This window comes from Curtobacterium sp. MCBD17_032, from assembly GCF_003234855.1.
Classification (GTDB): domain Bacteria; phylum Actinomycetota; class Actinomycetes; order Actinomycetales; family Microbacteriaceae; genus Curtobacterium.
This window is the reverse complement of the sequence record NZ_QKTO01000006.1, coordinates 38,702-63,369: the sequence shown is the minus strand read 5'-3', so window position 1 is coordinate 63,369 and position 24,668 is coordinate 38,702. Positions and strand designations below refer to the sequence as shown.

Genomic DNA, 24,668 nt, shown 5'->3' with positions numbered 1-24,668 from the left:
CGGACCCGGTTGCGGAGATGCCGTTCACTCCGCCGCGGTGAGAGCAGCCAGCGCGCGCTCCAGGTGGCGCCGACCCGCGTCGTCCAACGGGGCGAAGAGCTCGTCGAGCACGTGGACCGCGATCGCGTGGCCGTCGTCGAGCGCTGCGCGGCCGGCGTCCGTCAGGGTGTGCACGAGACGGCGCCCGAGTCCCGCCGACCGTTCGATGAGGCCGCGTTCGACGAGCCGTGTCGCGAGCGTGCCGAACGCCTGGTCGCTCTGGAACGTGGCGACGGCGAGGTCGTGGCCGGAGGCTCCGGGCATCCGGTCGACCGCACGGAGCGCGTCCCACTGCACGAGGCTGACCCCGACGTCGCGGAGCGCAGCGTCCATCGTCCGGTGGTTCCGGTACTGCGCTCGCTTGAGCATCTGTCCGAGGAGTTCGAGGTCCGTCGCCATGGTGCTACGGTATCAACATCGTTAGATCAACATGTTGAGACAGGCGGACCATGACCAGCACCCTCCCCACTGACCTCCCCGTCGACCAGGGCGGCGACCCCGCCGCGCGGATCGCCCTGGTCCTCCACGGCGGCGGTGGCCCGCAGACCGTCGCACCGATCGTCGGGCACCTCGCGGCGACCATGCACGCCGTCGCGCCGACCCACCCCGGCTGGGACGGCACCGCCCGGCCGGAGGCCATCGCCTCGGTCGCCGACCTCGCGCACGCGTACCTCGACCACCTCGTCGACCGCGACGAGCACGACGTCGTCCTGATCGGTTCGTCGATCGGCGGGTGAGTCGCCCTCGAGATGGCCGCCCAGGCGGCCGCGGACGACCGGTACCGCGGACGGATCGGAGCCGTCGTGGTGATCGACGGCGTCGGCGTCGTGGTGGACGGTGAGCCGATCGCCGACTTCTTCGCCCTCGACGCCCGCGGACTGGCCGAGGTGGCGTGGCACGACCCCGAGCGCGGGTACCGGGACCCGGCCGGCTCCACCGACGAGCAGCGCGTGGTCCAGCAGGCGAACGGCCGCACCATGGCTGCCGTCGCCGGCACGAGCATGAGCGACCCGACGCTCCTCGGCCGTCTGGGGGCGGTGGACGTCCCGACCCTCGTCGTGTGGGGTGCCAGTGACCGCGTCGTCACGCCCGCGTACGGCAGGGCCGTCGCCGCAGCCGTTCCCGATGCGCAGTTCGTCGAGGTCCCGGCGGCCGGGCACCTCCCGCACCTGGAGGCTCCGGAAGCGACGTGGGCGGTCGTCGACCCGTTCCTGCGCCGGTCCTGATCGGGCGCTCCGCAAACGCTGGCGTCGGTCTCGCCATGGGGCTGGTGTGGGGCGGCGGCGGCCGCGGCCGCGGCCGCGGCTCAGGCCGCCAGGGCCGCTCCCGCGAAGCCGAGCTCGACGACGAGCACGAGCGACGACGCGATCACCAGGCGGAACAACGTGCGGGTCGGCGGCCCGGTCAGCACGAGTCGCACCCCGACCGCTGCCAGGACGACCACGACGACCGCACCCAGCACAGCCAGCACAGCGCCGACCCCGCGGACCGGGTCGTCGCCGCCGAGCTGGCCGACGAGCACCAGGACGGCCGCGACGACGAGCGAACCGAACGCGACGACCCCGGACGCGTGCAGGCCGAGCCGGTGCGGGAAGCCGCGCACCCCGGTCGCCTCGTCGTCGACGAGGTCCGGCAGCACGTTCGTGCAGTGGATCGCGACGCCGAACACCGCACCGGTCACGATCGCCCACGCGGCGGGCCAGCTCCCGTCCGGCCCCGCCGTGATCGCGACGACGGGGAGCAGCCCGAAGGCGACGACGAACGGCGCGACCGACCACACCGTGCGCTTCAGGCCGGCGTCGTACGCCCACCCGGCGGCGACGAGGAGCACGTGCGCGACCCCGGCGACGGGTCCGAGGAACAGCGACAGCACGACGGCGACGGCCGCGGTGACGACGGCGGCGGCGCGGACGGTCGACACGGCGATGAGCCCACGAGCCACGGGCTTGTCGCTCCGCCCCACGGCTCGGTCGCGGTCTGCGTCGATCCAGTCGTTGGCGAGCCCGATCGAGAGCTGCCCGGCGACCACGGCGAGCGCCACGAGCACGACGGTCCCCACCGGGTGCCCGACCGCGGCGGCGAGCACCGTGGCGAGGACCGTGACGGTGAAGGTCGGGCCGGGGTGCGAGGACGCGAACAGCAGGCGGACGGTCGAGGGCCTGCGCGGAGGGGTCACCGTGCCAGCGTACGGAGCCGGCGTCCGCCCGGACGACACGAGCCCTGCCACCTGGCGCTGCGACGGTCGACCGCCCCGCCGGACATCCTGGACGCGCACACGAGCACCTCCGGTCTACGGTCCGACGGGCGTCGACCGCCGGCCGCACGCGGGAGGAGCACCATGACCACGACGAGCATCCCGGCCGGTCGGCGCGGGTTCTTGCGCCGGATGACCTTCGCCTGCGCGTGGGGCGAGGGCCTGGACGGGTTCGACCTCGGCGTCATCAGTGTCGCCCTGCCCGCGATCACCGTGGCGCTCGGCCTGGACCCGGTGCTCGCCGGACTCATCGGTGCGAGTTCCCTGATCGGCATCTTCATCGGTGCGCCGCTCGCCGGGTGGCTGACCGACCGGTTCGGCCGCAAACGCGTCTTCACGATCGACGTGCTGGCGTTCATCGTCCTCGGAGCCGCGCAGGCCGTCGTCGCCGACGGGTGGCAGTTGTTCGTCGTCCGGGTGTTGCTCGGCGTCGCGATCGGCGCGGAGTACGCGATCGGTGCCGCGATGCTCGCCGAGTTCGCCCCCGCGAAGGACCGCGGCCGGCGGCTGTCCGGGTTGCTCGTGTGTTGGTACGGCGGGTACCTGCTCGCCGTCGTCACCGCCTACGTGATGATCGACGCGTTCGGGCTGAGCTGGCGGTTGGTGCTCGTGACGAGCGCACTGCCGGCCGTCGTCACCGCGATCGCCCGGATCGGGTTCCCGGAATCGCCCCGGTGGTTGCTCGCCCGCGGTCGGGTCGACGAGGCGCGGGCGATCGTCACCGCGCACCTCGGCGGCGAGGCGTACTTCCGTGACGAGCAGTACGCGGCGGAGGAGCAGAAGTCCGGTGGCTACCGGGTGCTCTTCGCGAAGGAGAACCGCCAGCGTCTCGCCTTCATCTCGCTGTTCTGGGCGTGCAACGTGGCCCCGTACTTCGCGATCTTCACGTTCGCCCCGACGGTGCTGGAGTCCCTGCAGCTGCGCGACGAGGCCGCGGGCACGATCACCGTCAACGCGATGGCGGCCGTCGGGGCACTCGTCGGCATGCTCACGATCGAACGACTCGGCCGCAGGCGTCAGCTCATCCCGCCGTTCTGGATCATGGCCGTGGCCCTCGCGGTCGTCGGGCTCTGGGGCTCCGCACCCGGCGTCGTCGTGGTGCTGTGCTTCGCGGCGTTCTCGTTCATGAACGCGGTGCAGGGCAACCTGACCGCCGTCTACCCGATCGAGGTGCTGCCGACCGAGGTCCGCTCCACCGGCGTCGGGTTCGCCGCCGCGTGCAGTCGCATCGGGGCGGCGGCGGGCACGTTCCTGCTGCCGGTCGGCATCTCGACCATCGGCATCGGCGCCTGCATGCTCATCGCGGCCGCCGTCTGCGTGGCGGGCGGGGTGCTCTCGCAGGTCATGGCGCCGGAGACGACCGGCAGGGGGTTGCACGACACCAGCACGCAGCCGCTCCGGCAGCGGACTCCGTCCGCCGCAGCTCGCTGACGCGCGAGCTCCTCAGCGGCCCGCCACCGCGGGTGACTCCCCGGTCGGTGCCGGAGCGGTCCGGCGCCGCGCCCCGAGCAGCCCGGACGCCAGGGCGATGCCGAGGAGCACGACGAGCCCACCCACCGGCTCGTTCCACCGCAGCGGCTCCCCCAGCACGAGGACGCCGAGCGCGACCCCGACGACCGGCGTCAGGTACGTCACGGTGGAGGCCCGCCCGGCGCCCCACGCACCCACCAGCCGTGTGTTCCACGCGTAGGCCAACCCCGTGCCGACGGCACCGAGCGCGACCATCGCGCCTCCGATCCTCCAGTCCAGCTGCACCGGACCGGCCGCGATGACGGGCGCGACCAGGAGCATGAGGGCCGCGGCGAGCGTCAGTTGGACGGTCGCGACGGTGGTCGGGTCGATCCCGCCGCCGACGGCGGAGCGGCGGAGCCAGGCGAGCCCGATGCCGTACGACGCCGTCATGCCGAGCAGCGCGACCTGGCCCGGCACGCTCGCCAGGACCTCCGGGTCGCCGAGCACGTCCCACGGGCCGACGAGCACGAGGACCCCGACGACTCCGAGAACGATCCCGCCGACCTGCCGGCGGCTCAGGCGCTCGGTCGGCACCAGCACGGCCAGGGCGAGCAGCGTCATGATCGGCGTCGTCGCGTTGTAGATGCTCGCGAGCCCGGACGGCACGGTCTGCTCGGCCCACGCCATGAGCGACGACGGCACCGCGTTGAGGAACACCGCGACCACGAACAGGTGCGCCCACAGCCGGCGGTCCCGCGGCCACCGACGACGCGTGGCGAGCAGCACGACGACGAGCGTCACCGCACCGAGCACCGTCCGGACCGTGGCGACCTGCTGGGGCGCCAGGCCCTCGAGTCCGATCTTCGCGAAGAAGAAGCTCGATCCCCACGTGAGGGCGACGAGGACGTAGAGGAGGGCGTTCACCTGGCCTAGTCTCGGGAAACCGACGGCATGCGGCAAACGCATGCTGCTCATGCACTCATGAAGGAACCGCATGACCGTCTCGCTCCCCCAACTGCGCGCGTTCGTCGCCATCGTCGACGCCGGCTCCTTCACCGCGGCGGCGCTCGCGCTCGGCGTCGGGCAGTCCGCGGTCTCGCATGCCGTCGCCGGGTTCGAGCGCGAGGTCGGCGGCCCCGTCGTGCTCCGGGGCGCCGCCGCCGCGGCCACCCCACTGGGCGACCGGCTGCTGGGCCACGCCCGGAGCGTGCTCGCCTCGGTCGACGCCCTGGAGGCCGTGGTCCGGCCCGCCCCGGCCCGCGGCACGGTGCGCCTCGCCGCCGTCCCGACGGTGTGCCAGGGGCTGCTCCCCCGGCTCCGCGAGGTGTGGGCGGTGACGCTGCCGGACGTCGACGTGCAGGTCTACGAGGGCGACGACGACGAGATGCCGGAGTGGCTCGAGGCGGGCACGGTCGACGCCGCCGTGCTCGTCGACCCGACCGTGGTGCCGGACGGCGGGATCGTCGTGGCGCAGGACGAGATGGCCGCCGTCGTCCGCCGCGACCACCCGCTGGCCGACCTCCCGGCGCTGACCCTCGACGACCTGCACGAGGACGGCCTCGTCGCGGGTGGCGGCGGTTGCGAGCACCAGATCCAGCGCATGCACGAGCGGGCCGGACAACCCTTCCGCTACGCCCACCGCGTGCGGGAGATGAGCACGATGTTCGGCATGATCCAACGGGGGGAGGGCGTCTCGATCGTGCCGACGCTCGGACGGGTGATGCTGCCGCCGGACCTCGTCATGCTGCCGGTGACGCCCGGCTACCAGCGGACCCTGGTGCTGAGCGGGCCGTCCTCGCGGCCGTGGCACCCGCTCGCCCGGGCCCTGGTCGACGCCGTCTGAACCCAGGGTCGCCCGTCGTCGGCAGGATGGGGTGATGGCCGCCACGCACACGAAGACCTTCACCGACCCGGACGAGGCCGCCGCCGAGGCCGCCGGTCTGGATTGGTTGGCCGAGGCCGAGGACGCCGGCGGCACCCGGGTCGCGCGGGTCCTGGGGCGCCCGCACCCGACGCTGCTCGAGCTCGAGCTCATCGCCGACGGGTCACCGACCCGGGCACAGGCGGCGCGCTTCGGCCGCTCCCTCGCGCACACGCACGCCGCGGGCGCGGCGCACTGGGGAGCGCCGTCGCCCGGGTTCCCGTCGAACGGCCCGCTGCGGATGGGCCGCTCGCGCACGCCGTTCGTCCCCGCGCCCGAGGCGCCGACGTCCTGGGGCGCGTTCTTCGCCGAGTACCGGATCCGGGACTTCGTCGAGCGGATCGTCGACGCCGGCGGGTACGACGGTGCCGAGGCCGCCGTGTTCGAGCGGGTCTGCGGCCGCCTGGAGGACGGCTCGCTCGGGTCCCCGCAGCCGGCGCTCGTCGGGGAGGGTCCGGCCCGACTGCACGGCGACCTCTGGGCCGGGAACGTGCTCTGGCCGCGGGAGGCGGACGCACCGACCGGCGCCGTGCTCATCGACGCGACCCCGCACGGCGGTCACGCGGAGACGGACCTGGCGCTGCTGGCGCTCTTCGGCCTCCCAAAGCTCGGGACCGTGTTGGCCGCGTACGACGACGAGTCGCCGCTCGCCCCCGGGTGGCAGGACCGGGTGGCCCTGCACCAGCTCGCCCCGCTCCTGCTCCACGTGTTCCTGTTCGGCGGCTCGTACACCGACGCCGCGCTGCGCGCCGCCCGCCGCTACGCCTGACCCCTCCGGGAGGCCCGGATCGCGCCCGCCCCGGACGCGCGGCCGGGCCGCTGCCACGCTGGACCGATGACCTCCGTCCCCGAGCCCTGGATGCAGCGACTGCGCGAGGGCGTCTTCCCGCCGGTCTGGAAGACCGTCCTCGCCGTCGCGGTGCTCGGCGTGCTCGGGCTCGCCGGCGTCGCGCTCGAGCTGGCGCACCCCGGTGGAACCGGGACCGGTGACGGCCGGGCCTCGCGGTCGTTCCTGCTGCCCTGGTTCCTCCTGCTCGCGGCGGTCGCCCTCGGCATCGGCACCGCCCGGTACCGGCGCCGCGACCGTGCCGCGGTGCAGCGTGCTCGCGCGTGGCACGAGCAGCCGCGCCTGTTCCTGCCGGTCCACACGAACCTCCGGGGCGACCTCGCCGCGTTCGGCATCCCCTCCCGACGTCGGGACCGACCGACGCTCTGGACGGTGGACGACCTCGGGCTGCGCGCATGGACACCCGACCAGCCCGGACCCGTCGTCACGATCGGGTGGGCAGACCTCCACGACGTCGAGCCCGACGAGCGGAAGACCGGCCTCGGGCAGAGCGCGTGGTCGCTCGCCGTCGTCACGGACGCCGGGCGGCTCGGCGTGGTCGCGCGCCCGACTCTGGGGTCACCCATCGGCGCGAGCGCCCGCAAGCAGGACGACCTCATGCGTGCCGTCCGGTCCCTGCGACACGAGCGCCAGCACGCCCGCGACTGAACCACCCCGCAGCACGCCACCTCAGCGTTGACTTTGCGTTTACAGCGCTGTAAAACTGGGCTGGCGCGACGGAGCGCGAAAGGGAGTGACCATGGGCATGGGCAGCACGACGGCACGGACGGCACTGAGTCGGCGTGGGTTCCTCGCCGGCGCGGTGGGCGGGCTCGGGCTCGGCACACTCGCGCTCGCCGGGTGCTCGGCCCCGTCTGCGGGCAGCACCGCGGCGGGTGGCAGCACCCTGCGCTTCTACGAGCAGAAGCAGGAGGTCATCGCCTACTTCGACGACCTGCTCAGCCGCTTCGAGCGCGAGAACCGCGGCGTGCGGGTCGTGCACGACAGCACCGTCGCCATCGCCCCGCAGTTCGTCCGCGGTGAGCCGGCCGACGTCGGCTGCTTCAACGACAACCTGGAGCTCGCGCGCTACATCGAGCGCGGTGTACTCCGCGACCTGAGCGACCTGCCGTCCGCCGGACGGGTCCGGAAGAGCATCGACGGCCTGACGAACCAGTACGCGAAGTACGAGGACCGCACGAGCGTGCTGCCGTTCTCGCTCGCGGCCGCCGGCGTCATCTACAACAAGCGCATCTTCGACGAGCAGGGCCTGCCGGTCCCGACCACGTGGGACGAGTTCGTCGACGTCTGCACCGCGCTGCAGCAGGCCGACATCACCCCGGTGTACGCGACCGACCGGGACACCTGGACCCTCTGGCAGGGTCTGTTCGACTACTCGGTCGGCAGCCTGGTCGACACCGGATCGTTCTTCCGGAAGATGAAGGCCCTCGGGACCGACGTCGGGCCGGACGCCGAGGTGTCGTTCGAGAAGGACTTCGCCCTGCCGATGGAGCGCGCGAAGACGATCTCGTCGTTCTTCAACCCCGACCACGCCACCCGGTCCTACGCGGACGGCAACCTCGCCTTCGGACAGGGCAAGGCGGCGATGTACCTGCAGGGGCCGTGGGCCCTCAGCCAGATCGCCCTCGTCGACGAGGACCTGCCCGTCGGGACCTTCGCCCTGCCGGTCTCGAACGACCCGGGCGACCGCAAGGCCCGCGTCAACATCGACCTCGGCCTCTGGATCCCGACCACCACCCCGCACCTCGAGCAGGCACAGGAGCTTGTCGAGTTCCTCATGCAGCCCGACGTGATCAACGCCTACAACCTCGACAACCTGGCGTTCTCGACCACCGAGGACGCCGCCCCGCAGACCGACGAGCGCATCCAGGGACTGCAGCAGTACGTCGACGACGGCGCGTTCTACCAGGGCGCGGGCACCTTCATCCCGACCTCCATCCCGCTCGGCAACTACCTGCAGACCGCCATCCGCAGCGGCGACTTCGACTCGATGCTGCGGCGGCTCGACACCGACTGGCGACGACTCGCCGGCCGCTCGGCGACGGTCTGACCGGCGCGACCAGGAACAGCCGGACCGGACCCCAGGAGCGATCATGACCATGCAGACCCCCCTGACCCCCGAGACCGAGGACCCCCGTCCCGGCCCCGCCACCGCAGCGACCCGCGTCCACCGCCGCGTCGGCTCCCTGCACCGCACCGAGGGCATGTACTACCTGTTCCTCGTGCCCGCCCTCGTGCTGTTCACGGCGTTCGTCGTCGCGCCGGCATGCGTCGGCATCTTCTACAGCTTCACGGACTACCTCGGGTTCGGGCAGTGGCACTTCCTCGGCATCGAGAACTACCGCGCGCTCGTGTCCGACCCCGCGATCCTCGGGTCGTACGGGTTCACGCTCGGCTTCGCGGTGGTGACCGTCATCGTCACGCAGACGATCGCGCTGTCGCTCGCCATCGCCCTGTCCAAGCGGGTCCGGTTCGCCGCGGGCCTCCGGTCGGTGTTCGTCATCCCGATGGTCGTCTCGGGCATCATCGTCGCCTACGTCTTCAACTACCTGTTCTCGAACACGCTGCCGGCCCTGGCCACCTCGGTCGGGTTCGGTCCGCTCGAGCAGAGCATCCTCGGCGACCCGAACCTGGCGTGGCTCGCCATCGTCATCGTCTCGGCGTGGCAGACCATCCCGGGCGCGCTCCTCATCTACACCGCCGGACTCACCTCGATCCCGGCCGACGTGTACGAGGCCAGCTCCCTCGACGGCGCCGGGACGTGGAAGCAGCTCCGGTCGATCACCCTGCCGCTCATCGGCGGCTTCATCGTCATCAACACCGTGCTCGGCGTGAAGGGCTACCTCGGCGCCTACGACGTCATCGTCGGCCTGACGAACGGCGGCCCCGGCTCAGCGACGAGCAGTGTCGCGATGACGATCTTCACCGGCTTCACCAGCGGTGACTACGCCTACCAGATGGCCAACGCGACCGTCTTCTTCATCATCACCGTCCTCATCTCGGTCCTGCAGCTCGCAGTGACGCGCGGAAGGAACCTCCGACTCGCATGAGCGCCATCGACACCCGGTCCCCGGCCACCGCAGCCGCCCGCACCGCCCCCGACAAGCCGCGTCGCCGCCGCCTCGAGCGGGTCAACTGGCCGCTGACGGTCATCCTGGCGCTCGCGTCCCTCACCGTCCTCGTCCCGCTGTACGTCACGGTCGCGATGGCGTTCAAGACGAGCGGGCAGGCGGTCGACGGCAACGCGCTGTCCCTGCCGACCCCGTTCAACCCGGCGAGCTTCGCCGAGGCGTGGGCGCTCACGCGCTTCCCGGTCTCGTTCACCGTGTCGCTCGGCGTCGCCGCGCTCACCGTCGTCGCGACGCTGCTGCTCAGCTCGTTCGCCTCGTACGCCATCGTCCGGAACTGGCACCGCCGCTTCTTCCGCTGGTCCTTCGTGTACCTGCTCGCGGCGATGTTCCTGCCCTTCCCGGTCGTGGCGCTCCCCCAGATCAAGCTCACCGCGATGATCTCGCTCGACAACCCGATCGGCGTCGCGATCCTGCACGCCATGTTCCAGCTGTCGTTCAGCGTGCTGCTCTACTCGGCGTTCCTGCGCTCCATCCCGGTCGAACTCGAGGAGAGCGCCCGCATCGACGGCGCGTCCACGTGGCAGATCTTCTGGCGCATCATCCTGCCGCTGCTCGGACCGATGAACGCGACCGTCGGCATCTTCGCCTTCCTCGCCTCGTGGAACGACTTCATGATGCCGTCGCTCATCACCGCGGACCCGGGGCTGCAGACGCTGCCCGTCGTGCAGAACATCTTCCAGAGCCAGTTCGGCACGAACTACAACGTGGCGTTCGCCTCGTACCTCATGGCGATGGCGCCGACCGTCATCGTCTACCTGTTCGCGCAGCGCTGGGTGATCAGCGGCGTGACGCAGGGCGCCGTCAAGAGCTGAACCGAGCCTCCAGACCGACACCGGCCGGAACGGCCGAGACAGGACCACCAGCGTGACCACACCCCCTCCCGGCCCCCTGCCCACCATCCGCCCCTTCCCCGGATCCGACCCCGTCGCCTCCCCCGAGGCCGTCGTGCACGGCGACCACTGGCGGGTCACGGTCCTGCAGGACGGCCTGTTCCGGGTCGAGTGGAGCGAGGACGGCGGCTTCGAGGACCGTGCCTCGACGTTCGCCGTACGCCGGCGGCTCGAGGTACCCGAGTACACGGTGCTGCGCCGCGGCGCAGGTGTCGAGGTGACGACCGACCGTGCGACCCTGCGGTACGACGGGCGGCCGTTCTCGTCGGCCGGCCTGGTCGTCGAGACCTCCGGACCCGACGCGAACCGCTGGCGCTACGGCCAGGAGGCCCGTGACCTGGGTGGCACCGGACGCACCCTCGACGACGTGGACGGGCGGATGCCGCTCGAGTCCGGCGTCCTGGCGCGCGACGGCATCGTCATGCTGGACGACAGCGAGTCGTTCCTGTTCGAGGACGACGGCTGGGTCGGCAGCCGGGTCCCCGGTCGGCGGGACGTCAGCGTCTTCGCGTACGGGCGCGACTACGCCGCGGCGCTCGCGGCGTTCCACGCGGTGTCCGGGCCGCCGACCCTGATGCCCCGGTGGGCGCTCGGCAACTGGTGGAGCCGCTACCACCCGTACTCGGACGCGTCGTACCTGGCCCTCCTCGACCGGTTCGACGAGGAGCACCTGCCGTTCTCCGTCGCCGTGATCGACATGGACTGGCACCGGGCGGAGTCCGTGCCGCCCCGGTTCGGCAACGGCTGGACCGGCTACTCGTGGGAGCCCTCGCTCTTCCCCGACCCGCAGGCGTTCCTGGCCGAGCTGCACCGGCGCGGGATGCGCACGACGCTGAACCTGCACCCCGCGGACGGCGTCCGGGCGTTCGAGGACGCCTACCCGGCGATGGCCGCGGCGATGGGCGTCGATCCGGACACCGAGCAGGCGATCCCGTTCGACCCGACCGACCCGGACTTCCTCCGCGCGTACTTCGAGGTCCTGCACCGTCCCCTCGAGGAGCAGGGCGTCGACTTCTGGTGGATCGACTGGCAGCAGGGCCGGACGTCCTCCGTCCCGGGGGTCGACCCGCTCTGGGTGCTCAACCACTTCCACCTGCTCGACTCCGCCCGCGACGGCGGTGCCGGCATGACGTTCTCCCGCTACGCCGGACCGGGCAGCCACCGCTACGCCGTCGGGTTCTCCGGGGACGCCGTCGTCTCGTGGGCATCCCTGGCGTTCCAGCCGGAGTTCACGGCCACCGCCGCGAACATCGGCTACCCGTGGTGGAGTCACGACATCGGCGGGCACACCCGCGGTGTCCGGGACGACGAGCTCGCGACGCGGTGGGTGCAGTTCGGCGTGTTCTCGCCGATCATGCGCCTGCACTCGGCGAACAACCCCTTCATCCGCAAGGAGCCGTGGGTCTTCCCCGCCGAACCGCGGGCGGCGATGGGCGACGCCCTGCGCTTCCGCCACCGGCTCGTGCCGTACCTGCACACCATGAACCACCTCGCCGCGGCGGGCACCGCGCTCGTCCGGCCGATGTACCACCTGGAGCCCCACCGGGACGAGGCGTACCGCGTCCCGAACGAGTACGCCTTCGGTACCGAGCTGGTCGTCGCCCCGATCGTCGAACCGCGTGACCCGGTGACCCTGCGTGGGCGCGCCCGGGCCTGGCTGCCGGCCGGGACCTGGACGGACGTGTTCACCGGCACCACCTACGCCGGGGACCGCTTCGTCGACCTCCACCGCACGCTCGACACGATCCCCGTGCTGCTGCGGGCCGGCGGGATCCTGCCGCTCGCCGCACCGGAGGAGGTCGACGCGACGGTGAACCCGGCCGCGCTCGAGGTGCTCGTCGCGCCCGGGGCCTCCGGCACCTTCACGCTCGTGGAGGACCGCGAGGGCACCGCCGGACCGGACGCCGACGAACCGGACGCCGGCGGCCCCGCGGCGTCCGGCGCCTGTCGGACGACGCTCACCTGGGACCGGGACACCGCCTCGTTCCGGATCGCCCCCGCGGACGGCGACGTCGACGTCGTCCCGGTCCGCCGACGGTGGCGCATCACCTTCCTCGGGTCGCCGGCCGCAGGCCAGGAGGCCGCGGAGGTCCGGCCCGACCGGTTCTCGGTCGACCTCGACGTCCCCACCGACGAGGGCGCGGTCCTCACGTTGGCCGGTCCCCCGTCGGTCGGTGTCGACGCCCGGGACGCCGCCAGGGAGCTGCTCGAAGGTGCCCAGGCCGGGAACCCCGAGAAGCTCACCGCGTGGGAGGTCGTGGACCGCGACGTGCCGCGCGCCGACCGGATCGTCGAGCTCGAGACGGTCGGGCTGCCGGACTCCCTGCGGAGCGCCCTGGTCGAGCTGCTGGGGAGCGTGCAGCCGGACGCGAGCTGAGGACGGACCGGCGCCGGGCGGGCGGACCCTCAGGCCGTCACGGTGCCGGCGAGCACGTCCCGCGCGCTGACCGGCTCGCGCCCGAGCAGGTCGCGGAGCAGCGGGTCCGTGCCCGCGAACCGACCCTGCGCCGCCGCCTGGTACATGCCGAGCAGGAAGCGCACCATGCGCTCGTCCTGTCCGCCGGCGACCGCGCGGGCGACCCACTCGTCCTCGTCCACGACCTCGGAACGCACCGGGGCACCGGACACCGCTGCGGCGGTCCGTGCCAGGTCCTCGAACGTCGGTGCCTCGCTCGCCGTGAGCGTCACCGGGCCGTCGAGGGGTTCCGCCGCGAGGAGGATCTGCGCGGCGGCCTCGGCGGCGTCCTCGCGGGCGGTCCAGGACACCGGCCCGTCGGCCGGTACCGACACGACACCCGTGGCCTGCCACGGTCCGGTCATCCACTGGATGCTGTGCGCGTAGAAGCCGTTCCGCAGCGAGGTCCACGGCAGGCCGGACGCGGCGAGCATGTCCTCGGTCGCGGCGTGGTGCTGGGCCGGCAGGAACGGCGAGCCGACACCGGCTCCCTGGTGACTCGTGTAGAGGATCCGTCCGACCCCGGCGGCCACCGCGGCGTCGACCGCGTTGCGGTGCTGGCCGATCGTGTCACCGACGGGGTCGTTCGACGAGACGAGCAGGAGCTGGTCCGCACCGGCGAAGGCGGCTCGCAGTCCTTCGGGGTCGTCGTAGTCGCCCTGCCGGACGGTGACGCCCTGCTCGGCGAAGCGTGCCGCCCGGGCCGGGTCACGGGTGACGACGGTGACGTCCGACGCCGGGAGGCGCTCGAGCAGGTGGTCGGTCGTCGCACCGTTCAAGGCGCCGGTCGCTCCGGTGATGGTGATCATCGATGTCTCCTCGTTCGAACCATTGGTAACGCTTGGAAGATACCATCGGAAACACACCGGTAGCAAGACGTTGTTATCGTTGGTCCGTGCCCGAAACCGCCACCCCTCGTGCCGACGTCCGCGACCGGATCGTGACCGCCGCCGCAGCGCTCCTCCGGCAGGACGGGGCCGCAGGCGTGACGACCCGTGCGGTGGCCGACCGGGCGGCGGTGCAACCGCCGACGATCTACCGCCTGTTCGGCGACAAGGACGGGCTGCTCGACGCCGTCGCGGAACACGCCATGACCGAGTTCAGCCGGACGAAGGCCGCTGCGGTCTCCGCCGCCGCCGACCCTACGGTCGACCCTGTCGCCGACCTCCGCACCGGGTGGGACCTGACGATCGGGTTCGGGCTCGACAACCCCGACCTCTTCGTCATCATGAGCGACCCGCGTCGGGGCCGCGGCTCGCCGGCCGTCGCCGCGGGACTCCGGCTGCTCGAGGAACGACTGCGGCGCGTCGCAGCGGCCGGGAGGCTCGTGGTGCGCGAACGCGACGCCGTCCGGCTCATCCACGCGGCCGGCACCGGCGCGGTGCTCACCATGCTCGCCGACCCCGAGGGCGCGCGGGACCCCGCCGTCGCCGACGCCGCGTTCGCGGCGGTCCTGGCGCAGATCTGCACCCCCGAGCCGACCGAGGCCTCTGTCGACGGGACGGGGGCGACCCGGACCGCCGCGCTGACCCTCCGGTCGGTCGCCCCCGACCTCGCGGCCCTGTCGCCGGCTGAACGATCGGTCTTCGCCGAGTGGCTGGACCGCATCGTCGACCACGACGGCCGGACCGATCACCAGGGCCGACCCGGCCACCCGGGCGGACCCGGCCACGACGAGGACTGATCGCCTCCCGGTGAGCCCGGACGGAGCCTCCGGTCAGTCGACCGAACCGTCCGGGTAGGGCGCACTCTCCCCCACCAGGATCCGGTGCCCGACCGTCACCGCGCGACCCTCGCCCGGCCGCCCCGCGATGCGCTCCTGCAGGCGGTCGAGGGTCGCCTCGGCGAGCGCGACGGTGTCCGGCGCGACCGAGGTGAGACTCGGCACGAGGCTCGCGGCGAGCCCGATGGCGTCCCACCCGACGACTGCGACGTCCCGCGGAGCCTCGAGCCCGCGCAGCCGCATCGCGCGGAGGGCGCCGACCGCGGCGAGGTCGTCCCGACAGAGCAACCCGTCGATGGACAGGCCGTCGTCGAGCGCTCGGCCGAAGGCCTGCTCGGCCCCGCGGGCGTCGCCGACCTCGCGCGGCACGCACAGCGACGGGTCGAACGGCAGCCCGGCCGTGGCCAGTCCGTCCCGGTACCCCTCCATGCGGAAGGCGGAGGTGCGCGACTGCTCGCCCACCTCGTGCCCGAGGAACCCGATGCGGTGTCGCCCGAGGGCGGCGAGGTGCGCAACGGCCTCGGCCGCGGCGAGCACGTTGTCGATCGCCACGAGGTCCGCGCCCGGCGGTCGGACGTCCTCCCCGAGGAAGACGACGGCGGTGTCCCCGCGGGCACGGTCGATCTCCGCCGGGGTGAGGACCTGCGGATGGATGACGACCCCGTCGACGACACCGGCCTCACGCCCGCGGACGGCGGAGAGCTCGCCACCGGGCGCTCCGGCGGTCTCCTCGAGCAGGAGCTGGTACCCGCGGTCGGCACACACGCGCGAGAACACGTGCGCGAGCTCGGCGAAGTACGGACGGCGGAGGTCGGGGAAGGCGAACGCGAGCATGTTCGTGCGCCCGGTGGCGAGGCTGCGTCCGGACACGTTCGGCCGGTACCCGAGCTCGTCGATCGACCGCTGGACGCGCTCCCGCATGGCGTCACTGACGTGCCGGTACCCGCGGACGACGTTGGACACGGTCTTCATCGAGACGCCGGCGTGCTCCGCGACGTCCTGCAGCGTGACCTGGCCCACGCGCTCACCGTACCGTTGACGCTGCCTTTACAGCGCTGTAAATTGCTCGACCATGAGCACCGTCGCTTCCCCGGCCCCCGTCGACGTCACCGACCTGCCCCTCGCGAGTCGGCAGGACGGCCGCTACCCCCGACCGCAGATGCTGCGCCGGGACTGGACGGACCTGAGCGGGACCTGGTCCTTCCGGTACGACGACGAGGACGGCGGGGCGGACTCGGGGTGGGCCGCGGGCCTCCCGGCTCCCCGGACGATCACCGTGCCCTTCCCGCCCGAGTCCCCGGCGTCCGGCATCGGCGACCCGGGGTTCCACCCGGTGGTCTGGTACGCCCGCACCATCGGCCGGGCGGAACTCGAGGCCGCCGGCCACGGCACCGCGCGTCCCCGCCTGGTGCTGCACTTCGGCGCGGTGGACCACCGCGCCCAGGTGTGGATCGACGGCCGGTTCGTCGGCGAGCACGAGGGCGGACACACGCCGTTCTCGTTCGACGTCACGGCGCTGCTCGCCGACACCCTCGACGGCGCGGGCGACCACCTGCTCGTCGTGCGCGCCGAGGACGACCCGGCCGACGTCACCCTCCCCCGCGGCAAGCAGGACTGGCACGAGGACGCGCACGCGATCTGGTACCGCCGCACGACCGGTATCTGGCAGCCGGTCTGGCTGGAGGCCGTGCCCGCCACCGCGATCAGCGCACTCCGGTGGTCGCCGGCCGGCCCCACCACCACCGCCCTGACCGTCCGCTTCCGGGGGCGCGTCCCCGCCGGTGCTCGGCTCCGGGTCGCCCTGCGGTTCGACGAACGGGACGAGGACCTCGGCACCACCGACTGGGACGCGACTGCGAGCCGGCCGACCCTCGACGTGACGGTGCCCGTCGCCCGGCAGCGCAACGGGCAGGCCGAGGACGAGCTGACCTGGTCCCCCGAGCACCCGCGCCTCGTCGACGCCGTGCTCACGCTCGTCGACCGCGACGGCCGGGTGCTCGACGCGGTGTCGAGCTACCTCGGCATGCGCAGCGTCGGTGTCGGCGGCGGCCGCTTCCTGCTCAACCGAGCGCCGTACCCGGTGCGCAGTGTGCTCGACCAGGCGTTCTGGCCGGAGTCGCACCTCGCCGCACCGCACCCGCTCGCGCACCGGCAGGAGGTCGAGCTCATCAAGGCGCTCGGGTTCAACGCCGCGCGGATGCACCAGAAGATCGAGGACCCGCGGTTCCTGCACTGGGCGGACCGCCTCGGCCTCATGGTGTGGGGCGAGGCGCCGGCCGCGTACGAGTTCTCCCCCACCGCAGTGCGCCGCCTCACCGCGGAGTGGACCGCCGCAGTGGAGCGGGACGCGTCCCACCCGTCGATCGTCACCTGGGTCCCGTTCAACGAGTCGTGGGGCATCCAGCACGTCGTGTCCGACCCGGCGCAGCAGGCGTACTCCCGCGCCCTCGTCGACCTGACCCGCGCGCTCGACCCGTCCCGCCCGGTGATCGGGAACGACGGCTGGGAGCAGCAGGACACCGACATCGTCACCATCCACGACTACGAGGGCGACGGTGCGGTGCTGGCGCGCACGTACGCGGACGACACCGCCCGCACCCGTGCCCTCGAGGGGCTCGCCCCGTCCGGGCACCCGCAGTTCGTCGGCGGCGCGGTGGACCAGGGGCAGCCGGTGATGCTCACCGAGTTCGGCGGGGTGCGTCACCAGTCGGGCGGGCGCCGCGAGGAGGGCTGGGGCTACACGACCGCCACCGACGGCGACGACTGGGTCGAGCGCATCACCGCGCTGCACGACGCCGTCCGTGCCAGCACGTTCCTCGCCGGCTCGTGCTGGACGCAGCTGACGGACACGATGCAGGAGACGAACGGGCTGCTCAACGCCGACCGGTCGCCGAAGGTCCCCATCGAGCAGATCCGTCGGGCCGTCACCGGGCAGTGACCGGGCGGGTCCGGTGCCGCCACCGCCCCGTCAGCCTGCGAGGTCCTTCGCGAGCATGAGCTCCGCCGACCGCACGGACGCCGTCTCCGCGGGGGTGAGCTCCCGCCCCTGGACCTCGGCGTCCCGGATCGCGATGAGCAGGTCGTAGGTGCGCACCTGGAGCCCACCCCGACGGCGTCGTGCGCGGAGGTCGAGGCGGCGTGCGATGCGGGCGAGCCGGACGCGGTGTCCGCGGAGACGGGCCTCCCGGGCCCACCTCCGGACGGTCATCGACGCCATCGCGGCGACCATGAGCACGATCCCCAGGTAGAACGGCGGGTCGAACGCGGTCCGGAGGACGTCGCGGAGCAGCACCGACCCGAGCACGAAGTGGTCGGCCGTCAGGGACACGATCTCCTCGGCGCTCGCGATCGTGACGAGGGACAGGCCGACCCGGAACACGACGAGTGCTCCGCGGCTCCCGAGCACCCCGCGCGCGAGCGTGGTGGCGGTGATGACCGCGACACACGCCATGTAGACGCACGCGTACAGCCACGTGGCCGTCTGGTCGATCTCGTCCACGATGAACGTGAACACGGTGTCCCCGCGGTCCCGGATGAACAGGAACGGCACCGTGAAGGACGCGAGCATCACCACCAGGGCGAACGGGTGCGACAGTGCCGGACGCCGGTCGACACTGCGGACGCTGCCGCGGAAGAGCAGCCAGAACGCGGTGGTCGCGCAGAGGTTCTGCACGAGGTTGAGCAGGTTCGTGCCGCCGAGCAGCGCGTCGAGGTCCCGCTGCGGCACGACCGCGCCGAGGGTCAGGAGACCGAGCGCGCCGACCCCGGTGGCCGCCCAGCTCGCCCGGCCGTGCGGGTTCCGCCCGATCGAGGGCGCCCGGATCGCGAAGCTCGCCGCGGCACACCAGAAGGCCAGGGCGTGCAGCGCGCCCACTAGCCGTAGGTCCGCTCGTCCGTCCCGACGGTCCCGGACAGGAGGACCGTGGCCAGTTCGTACGCGAAGCTCTCGGCGAACTCCTCGTCGTCGCCCTGCAGTGCGCTGCCCGCCGCGGCCGGGAGCGCATGCTGGACCTCGTCGATCGAGCGGTGACAGACAGTGCCTCCGGTGGACCACGCGGCGAAGTCGAGCTGGGTCCGTGGGACCGGCACGCCGGTGTCCCCGCGGACGAGGTGACCGAGTTCGTGCAGGACGCAGTGCATCCGGTAGAGCGGCGTCGCCCCCGGCGGGAGGAGCACGAGCGCCACGTCCGGCAGCTGCGAGACGAGCGCGGTCAGGGCACCCCAGCTCGGGCCGTCGACGTCCACGACCCGGACCGGCTTCCCGATCCGAGCAGCGACGGCGTCGACGACGTGTCCGAGTCGGGGCGCGGTCGGGAGCACCGCGACGACGTCGCGGATCGCCCCGGCACCGACAGCGTCCACACGGCAAGCCTACGGCGTCGGCGCGGCTCCGATCCGGGAGGCGCGGCCCCCCTCCGAGGGCCGCTCACCACCGCCGCGGCATCGGACCGAGCCGGGCCGATGCGCAGTCAGTGCGGTCACGCAGGACCGGAGCACGGCCCGCTCAGGCGCCGGTCGCCTCGTAGTGTCGGGCGCCGCCGGCGACCCCCGCGAAGCGGAACGGCCCGGCGGTGACCCGCGGGCGCTCGACGTCGTCGCTCGTCGCGGCCCCGGCCGCGTGCAGCTCCCGGTACGCCTCGACGGACAGCGGGACCCGCGCCGCGAGCAGCTCGGCCACGCGGCCGGTCCGACGGGAGTCGCGGTACCCCGGACGGACGACGCCGGTCATGAGCTCCCCGACACTGCCGGAGCCGTAGCTGAACATGCCGATGCGGGCCCCGGCGAGGTCGTCGTCCAGGTCGAGCAGGGCGCCGAGCGCGATCCAGAGGGACGCCGTGTACGTGTTGCCGGTCTGCCGGTTGTAGGTGAAGCCGACGGCGAGCTCGGTCTCCTCGAACGGCACGCCGACGTGCTGCGCGAGCTTCCGGTGCGCCTTGATCGCCATCTTCGTGAACGGCTGGTGGTGCACGAAGCGGTCGATCGCCTCGATGCCGGGGCCCCCGCGCGAGGCGAGGTCGTCCCAGGCGCCGATGAACGCGTCGACGTAGGCGGTCACCGACAGCCGGCCGTCCACCAGCGCGGTGGAGCGGTCGTTCGGCCGCCAGAAGTCGTCGACGTCGGCGGTGAAGAGCCCGGACTGCGGCTCGAGTTCGACCAGGTCCGGATCGGCGGCGATGAGCATCGCGACCGCGCCGGCGCCCTGCGTGGGCTCGGCGGCCGTCTCCACGTCGTAGCGGGCCACGTCGGCGGCGATGACGAGCACGCGCTCGCTCGGGTCCCGCGCGATGATGCCGAGCGCCATCTGCACCGCGGCGGTCCCGCCGTAGCAGGCCTGCTTGAGTTCGACGACGCGGACGTTCTCCGGCAGGCCGAGCAGCCCGTGCACGAAGACGCCGGCGGCCTTCGACTGGTCGATGCCGGACTCGGTGGCGAACAGCACCGTGCGGATGCCCGCGACACCGTGGCGGTCGAGGACCTCCTTCGCGGCGGCGGCGCCCATCGTGACGATGTCCTCGTCGGGCGCGGGAACGCTGAACGCGTCCTGCCCGATGCCGACGTGGTACTTCGCCGGGTCGACGCCGGTGGTGGCCGCGAGGTCGTCGAGGTCGAGCACGTGGTGCCCGGTCGCGATCGCGAGGTCGTGGATGCCCACCGAGAGCGGGTGCTGCGCGGTCATGCCGACGCTCCTTCCGGTCGGTTGCCCGATCGTTCCATGGCGACGTGCGCCGCCATCAGCTCCCCCGGGTTCGTCTGTGCCGCGAGCAGCGACAGCTCGCCGCACAGGACGGTCGCGGCGCAGAGCCCCGCGAGCCGTCGTGCGTTCGCGCCGGGCTCGCGGTCCTCCCGGCAGCCGAGGCGCACGAGGGCGTCCTCGACGACGGGCAGGTCGTTGCCCTTGCCGTTGCCGACCGTGCCGACGATGAGGTGCGGCAGCGAGCACGAGAAGTACAGGTCGTCGCCGCGGGCCTCGGCGAACGTGATGCCCTGGGAGCCCTCGACGATGTTCGCGGCGTCCTGTCCGGTGGCGACGTAGAAGCCGAGCAGCATGTTGGCGTAGTGCGCGTTCGCCGAGCGTAGGGCCCCGGCGATCGTCGACCCGACGAGGTTCTTCGCGGTGTTCAGGTCGACGATGCGCTCGGTCGACGACTTCAGGAACCGCTCGACGACCATCCCGGGCAGCACGATCTCGGCGATCGTGTGCCGTCCGCGGCCACGGATGCCGTTCACCGCGGTGGCCTTCTTGTCGGAGCAGAAGTTGCCCGAGATCGACACGTACGACAGCTCGGGCTCCCACGCCAGGATCGCCGGCAGCAGGGTGTCCGCGGCCTGCGTGACCATGTTGTGGCCCGAGGCGTCGCCCGTGGTGAAGGCGAACCGCAGGAACAGCAGGTCCCCGACGATCTCCGGGTGCACCTCGACGAGCTTCGCGAACCGGCTCTGCCCGGCGACGATCTGCTCGAGCTCGGCCTGGCGCGCGAGGATCCGCCCCGTGGCCAGGTGCGCGGCGGCCGCGCTCGAGGCCCGCACGACGACGGACCGGGTCATCCGCTCGTCGACCACGGTCGCGACGATGCCGCCCTCGACCATCCGGGAGATGCGCGCCCCCCGGCCGACGGACGGCCACAGCGGCGACTCGTACGTCGCGAGGGGCACCGCGTGCTCGCCCTCCACCGCGTTCCCGCTGACCCGGATCGGGCCGACCCAGCGGGTCGGGATCGGGGTCTGCGTGATCGTCTTGTCGGTGCTGGTCCGCTGTTCAGGGGCGCTCATCGAGGGGGCCTTCCGGGTCGTGCACGGCGATGGTGAGGTGCCGGATGTCGTGCGCCTCCCACTCGCGGAGGATGCTCGGGATGTCGCCGTCCGCGGGGACGAGCGCGATGCCGCAGTCGCCGCCGCCGGCGCCGGACGGCTTCGCCGCCCCGCCGGCCGACTCGACGACGTCGCAGAGCGTGGTCAGGCGGTCGGTCTCGATGCGGGACCCGACGGAGTCGCCGAGGCGCTGCATGAGCCCGCGGGCGCGACGGAGCGCACCGAGCGTGCGCTCGGCGTCGCCGGTACGGAGGCCCGTGGTGAGGTCGTCGACGCAGGCCCGGCTGTCGTCGAGGAACGACGCGTACCCGCCGTCGCGGTGTCGTCGCACGACGCCGACGAGCTTCGTGGTCGACGCCGGGGAGCCGGTCCACCCGACCAGGAGGCGCAGGTCGGTCGGCGCGGGGAGGTGCTCGACGTCGAAACCGGCCCAGACGTCGGCGTCGTCGAGCACCTCGGACACCGGCCGGGTGGCGAGGGCCTCGGCGAGCACCTCGCGGTCCGGGGCGCTGTAGCGGAGCCACCCGCCGAACGTGCTCGCGGCGAGGTCACCGCCGGAGGCGCGCGGGTTCACCCGGATCGTCGCGAGCAGCGCGAGCATGAACCGGCGGCGCTGGGTCAGACCCAGGCCGTAGAAGCGGTCGAGCGCTCCGACGGTCGCCGCCGTCACGGCGGCCGAGGAGCCGAGGCCGAACTTCCGGCCGCTGGCGTCGTCGAGCTGGCTCGAGATGCGCAGGTCGTGGAAGCGCGGTTCGATGCCGCGCTCGCCGCGGAGCTTCTCGACGACGTCGATCGTCTCCATGACGTAGTCGTACGGGTGGTGCTCGCGGTCGAGGGCGAGGCCGTCCTCGGCACGGGTCCAGGTCAGCGGCAGGTTGCCGTACTCCGCCGAGTGCACACTGCCGGCACCGTGGCCCTCGCTGACCCGGGCCGTGATGGCGCGGTCGAGGGCGATGAGGACGGACGGTTGCCCGGGCTCGACGACGGCGTACTCGCCCGCCACGAACAGCTTGCCGTGGGCTCGGAACTCGATCACGCGGTGGTCTCCTCTGCTCGGGGGTGGTCCCCCGGGCGTTCGGAGCCGACCAGGTGCGCGGCTGGTCCGGTGCCCGACTCGATGACCGTCCCGAAGCCGGCCAGTGCCGTGGCCACGCGGGCACGGTCCTCGGGACGGCAGAGGACGACGACGTTCGGGCCGGCGTCGGCGGTGGCGTAGGCCTCGAGGCCGTCGGCACGCAACGCGGCGACGGCGTCGAACACGGCGACGCTGCGGCTGTTCAGGTACCGGATCGGGGGGAAGGCACCCTCGATGGTGGCGTGCATGCGGAGCGCGTTGCTCTCGGTCAGTTCCCCGATGCGGGTGAAGTCGCCGGACGCGCACGCGGCGAGCATGTCCTGGACGGTCTCGGTCGTCGAGCTCACCCAGGCCGGGTAGAACGGCGAGGTCGCGATCGTGCGGCGCATGGCCTCGCGCGAGCCGATCTCCTTCGGGCCGTCGTCGATCGTGACGACGACCATCGCCATCGGCGGCGCCGGGATCGTCTCGGCGAAGGAGCCCGCGTCGTCGCCGGCGTGCCAGACGGCGACCCCGCCGGGGATCGACCGCGTCGCCGAGCCCGAACCGCGCCGGGCGAGCCGGGAGAGGTCCCGCGGCGACAGGTCCAGGCCGTACGCGCTCGCGGCGGCCACGGCGAGGGCGGCGAAGCCCGAGGCGCTCGAGGCCAGACCGGCACCCGTGGGCACGGTGTTCTCGGTGACCACGGTGGCGCGGGCTTGGGACCCGGCGAGGTCGCGGACGAGGTCGAGGAAGCGCTCGACCCGGACCAGCGCACCGTCGTCGACGACGCGACCGTTCAGTGTCAACGTGTCACGCGCCTCCCGGCCGGCGTCGAGCGTGACGGCGGTCGTGGTGGGGAAGACGTCGAGGCCCATCGAGACGCTGCCGGTGGCGGGCAGCGCGAGGTCGGCGTCCGCCTTGCCCCAGTACTTCACGAGCGCGATGTTGGGGTGCGCGACGGCGGTTGCGGTCATCAGGCTCGGGCTCCGATCGAGGTGGTCCAGGTGGCGGCGGCACCCGCGTCGCGCAGTGCTGTCGCGATGCGGGCGGCGTGCTCGTCGTCGGCGGCGAGGGCCAGGACGCACCCGCCCCGTCCGCCGCCGGTGAGCTTCGCGCCGAGGGCGTCCGCGCTGCGCGCGGCACCGACGAGCCGGTCGAGGTCCCCGCTCGACACGTCGAGGGCGGTGAGCAGTTCGTGCGCGGCGTCCATGGTGGCACCGAGGGCCTGTGCGTCGCCGACGACGAGCGTCCCCCGCGCCGTGCGGGCGAGGTCCCCGATGCGCTCGACGAGGGTGTCGACCACGGCCGGGGCGCCGTCGTGTCGCGACCGGACGGCGGCGACGGCCTCCCGGGTGTGCCCGGGGACACCGGTGTCGGCCACGACGAAGACGAAGCGCCCGGCGAGCTGCACCGGCTCGACGACGTCCCGCTCGAACCAGACGGGCTCGTCGGCGACGACCCCGCGGGCGTCGAGGCCGGACGGGCGCCCGTGGGCGACGCGCTCGCACGTCTGGATGAGGTCGTGGTGGGTGGCGCGGTCGAGCACGACCCCGAGGGCGTCGGCGACCGCGGCGGTGACGGCAGCTGCGACGGCGGCGCTCGATCCCATCCCCCGGGCGGTGGGCACCTGACTGTCGACCCGGACGTGGAAGGCGGTGTCCGCAGCGTGCGGGGTCCCGAGGTCGGCGAGGTGGTGGAGCGTGGCGGTGACGGCGGTCGTGGTGGGCAGCACGGCGGCCGGCGCGAGTCCGAACGGCCCCGTGTGCACGGAGGACTCGAGCACGTGCTCGACCGCGGACGAGGGCATCCCCGGCACGGGCGTCGCGGTGGCCGTCACGCGGACGTCGGTCACCGGCAGCACGAGCGCGGGTGCGCCGTAGACCACGGCGTGCTCGCCGATCAGGATCGTCTTGCCGTGGGACACCGATGAGCCGACTCGCGGGATCGCTGTGGTCGTCGTCGGTGCTGTGGCGGGGTGGTTGCTGGTCATCGTCGGTCCCGCCAGCCTAACCGGACCCGACGACAGCCGTCCGTCCGGTGCGCTCTCGGCGGACGGACGCCGTGCGTGACCGGACGGCGCGGGTATCGG

General features: G+C 73.1%; 22 protein-coding genes and 1 pseudogene. 11 read left to right on the top strand and 12 right to left on the bottom strand.

The genetic code is table 11. The annotated features are described in order from the left end of the window. Positions 1–24: 24 nt before the first annotated feature. Positions 25–438, bottom strand: a complete 414-nt coding sequence (locus tag DEI91_RS10200) for a MarR family winged helix-turn-helix transcriptional regulator (protein WP_110825943.1) — start codon at positions 436–438, stop codon at positions 25–27. A gap of 50 nt (positions 439–488) precedes the next feature. Between DEI91_RS10200 and DEI91_RS16915 the strand changes: the two are divergent. Next, a pseudogene (locus tag DEI91_RS16915) lies at positions 489–1,265 on the top strand (alpha/beta fold hydrolase). An 80-nt stretch (positions 1,266–1,345) separates the two neighbouring features. Here the strand turns inward: DEI91_RS16915 and DEI91_RS10190 are convergent. Continuing rightward, entirely contained in the window at positions 1,346–2,215 is an 870-nt protein-coding gene (locus tag DEI91_RS10190; RefSeq protein WP_111052286.1) for a UbiA family prenyltransferase, read from the bottom strand. Between the two features lie 162 nt (positions 2,216–2,377). Between DEI91_RS10190 and DEI91_RS10185 the strand changes: the two genes are divergently transcribed. Continuing rightward, positions 2,378–3,724: an MFS transporter gene (locus DEI91_RS10185; RefSeq protein ID WP_111052193.1), complete on the top strand. Its 1,347-nt coding sequence runs from the start codon at positions 2,378–2,380 to the stop codon at positions 3,722–3,724. A gap of 12 nt (positions 3,725–3,736) precedes the next feature. Here DEI91_RS10185 and DEI91_RS10180 read toward each other — a convergent pair whose 3' ends face one another. Then, positions 3,737–4,669, bottom strand: coding sequence for a DMT family transporter (locus tag DEI91_RS10180; protein WP_111052192.1), 933 nt, complete (start codon positions 4,667–4,669; stop codon positions 3,737–3,739). A 70-nt stretch (positions 4,670–4,739) separates the two neighbouring features. Here DEI91_RS10180 and DEI91_RS10175 point away from each other — a divergent pair, with 70 nt between their 5' ends. The 7 genes from DEI91_RS10175 (at position 4,740) to DEI91_RS10145 (ending at position 12,911) form a co-directional block, all read left to right on the top strand. After that, positions 4,740–5,588: a LysR family transcriptional regulator gene (locus tag DEI91_RS10175; RefSeq protein WP_111052191.1), complete on the top strand. Its 849-nt coding sequence runs from the start codon at positions 4,740–4,742 to the stop codon at positions 5,586–5,588. Between the two features lie 34 nt (positions 5,589–5,622). Continuing rightward, on the top strand, positions 5,623–6,435 hold the full coding sequence (locus tag DEI91_RS10170; protein WP_111052190.1) for a fructosamine kinase family protein: 813 nt from the start codon (positions 5,623–5,625) through the stop codon (positions 6,433–6,435). A gap of 66 nt (positions 6,436–6,501) precedes the next feature. Further along, positions 6,502–7,161: a hypothetical protein gene (locus DEI91_RS10165; RefSeq protein ID WP_111052189.1), complete on the top strand. Its 660-nt coding sequence runs from the start codon at positions 6,502–6,504 to the stop codon at positions 7,159–7,161. 91 nt (positions 7,162–7,252) lie between these two features. Next, positions 7,253–8,563 carry an ABC transporter substrate-binding protein gene (locus DEI91_RS10160; RefSeq protein WP_258374379.1) on the top strand — a complete coding sequence of 437 codons (1,311 nt, stop codon included), beginning with the start codon at positions 7,253–7,255 and terminating at the stop codon, positions 8,561–8,563. A 43-nt stretch (positions 8,564–8,606) separates the two neighbouring features. Then, positions 8,607–9,563 carry a carbohydrate ABC transporter permease gene (locus tag DEI91_RS10155; protein WP_110825937.1) on the top strand — a complete coding sequence of 319 codons (957 nt, stop codon included), beginning with the start codon at positions 8,607–8,609 and terminating at the stop codon, positions 9,561–9,563. Beyond that, the gene (locus DEI91_RS10150; RefSeq protein ID WP_111052188.1) at positions 9,560–10,456 is read left to right on the top strand and encodes a carbohydrate ABC transporter permease; all 897 of its coding nucleotides are present in this window, start codon (positions 9,560–9,562) and stop codon (positions 10,454–10,456) included. The genes DEI91_RS10155 and DEI91_RS10150 overlap by 4 nt, the downstream gene beginning before the upstream one ends. 52 nt (positions 10,457–10,508) lie before the next feature. Then, entirely contained in the window at positions 10,509–12,911 is a 2,403-nt protein-coding gene (locus tag DEI91_RS10145) for a glycoside hydrolase family 31 protein (protein ID WP_258374378.1), read from the top strand. Between the two features lie 29 nt (positions 12,912–12,940). On the opposite strand, the gene DEI91_RS10140 is transcribed toward DEI91_RS10145, so the two are convergent. Further along, complete coding sequence (locus tag DEI91_RS10140; protein WP_111052187.1) at positions 12,941–13,798, bottom strand: NAD(P)H-binding protein; 858 nt, start codon at positions 13,796–13,798, stop codon at positions 12,941–12,943. 86 nt (positions 13,799–13,884) lie between these two features. Here DEI91_RS10140 and DEI91_RS10135 point away from each other — a divergent pair, with 86 nt between their 5' ends. After that, positions 13,885–14,673 carry a TetR/AcrR family transcriptional regulator gene (locus DEI91_RS10135; protein WP_111052186.1) on the top strand — a complete coding sequence of 263 codons (789 nt, stop codon included), beginning with the start codon at positions 13,885–13,887 and terminating at the stop codon, positions 14,671–14,673. 33 nt (positions 14,674–14,706) lie between these two features. Here DEI91_RS10135 and DEI91_RS10130 read toward each other — a convergent pair whose 3' ends face one another. Then, positions 14,707–15,732, bottom strand: coding sequence for a LacI family DNA-binding transcriptional regulator (locus tag DEI91_RS10130; RefSeq protein WP_111052185.1), 1,026 nt, complete (start codon positions 15,730–15,732; stop codon positions 14,707–14,709). Positions 15,733–15,784: 52 nt separating this feature from the next. On the opposite strand from DEI91_RS10130, the gene DEI91_RS10125 reads away from it, so the two are divergent. Further along, complete coding sequence (locus DEI91_RS10125; RefSeq protein ID WP_111052184.1) at positions 15,785–17,650, top strand: sugar-binding domain-containing protein; 1,866 nt, start codon at positions 15,785–15,787, stop codon at positions 17,648–17,650. Between the two features lie 30 nt (positions 17,651–17,680). On the opposite strand, the gene DEI91_RS10120 is transcribed toward DEI91_RS10125, so the two are convergent. From DEI91_RS10120 to mvk, 7 genes are all read right to left on the bottom strand, one after another. Then, positions 17,681–18,586, bottom strand: a complete 906-nt coding sequence (locus DEI91_RS10120; protein WP_111052183.1) for a hypothetical protein — start codon at positions 18,584–18,586, stop codon at positions 17,681–17,683. Further along, complete coding sequence (locus tag DEI91_RS10115; RefSeq protein ID WP_111052182.1) at positions 18,586–19,074, bottom strand: hypothetical protein; 489 nt, start codon at positions 19,072–19,074, stop codon at positions 18,586–18,588. The genes DEI91_RS10120 and DEI91_RS10115 overlap by 1 nt, the downstream gene beginning before the upstream one ends. A 142-nt stretch (positions 19,075–19,216) precedes the next feature. After that, positions 19,217–20,389, bottom strand: a complete 1,173-nt coding sequence (locus DEI91_RS10110) for a hydroxymethylglutaryl-CoA synthase (protein WP_111052181.1) — start codon at positions 20,387–20,389, stop codon at positions 19,217–19,219. Next, positions 20,386–21,483, bottom strand: coding sequence for a hydroxymethylglutaryl-CoA reductase (locus tag DEI91_RS10105; RefSeq protein WP_111052180.1), 1,098 nt, complete (start codon positions 21,481–21,483; stop codon positions 20,386–20,388). The genes DEI91_RS10110 and DEI91_RS10105 overlap by 4 nt, the downstream gene beginning before the upstream one ends. Then, the gene (locus DEI91_RS10100) at positions 21,470–22,558 is read right to left on the bottom strand and encodes a phosphomevalonate kinase (protein ID WP_111052179.1); all 1,089 of its coding nucleotides are present in this window, start codon (positions 22,556–22,558) and stop codon (positions 21,470–21,472) included. Before DEI91_RS10100 ends, DEI91_RS10105 begins: the two co-directional genes overlap by 14 nt. Beyond that, the gene (gene mvaD, locus DEI91_RS10095) at positions 22,555–23,553 is read right to left on the bottom strand and encodes a diphosphomevalonate decarboxylase (protein ID WP_309148052.1); all 999 of its coding nucleotides are present in this window, start codon (positions 23,551–23,553) and stop codon (positions 22,555–22,557) included. Before mvaD ends, DEI91_RS10100 begins: the two co-directional genes overlap by 4 nt. Then, the gene (mvk, locus tag DEI91_RS10090; RefSeq protein WP_111052178.1) at positions 23,553–24,569 is read right to left on the bottom strand and encodes a mevalonate kinase; all 1,017 of its coding nucleotides are present in this window, start codon (positions 24,567–24,569) and stop codon (positions 23,553–23,555) included. Before mvk ends, mvaD begins: the two co-directional genes overlap by 1 nt. Positions 24,570–24,668 lie beyond the last annotated feature (99 nt).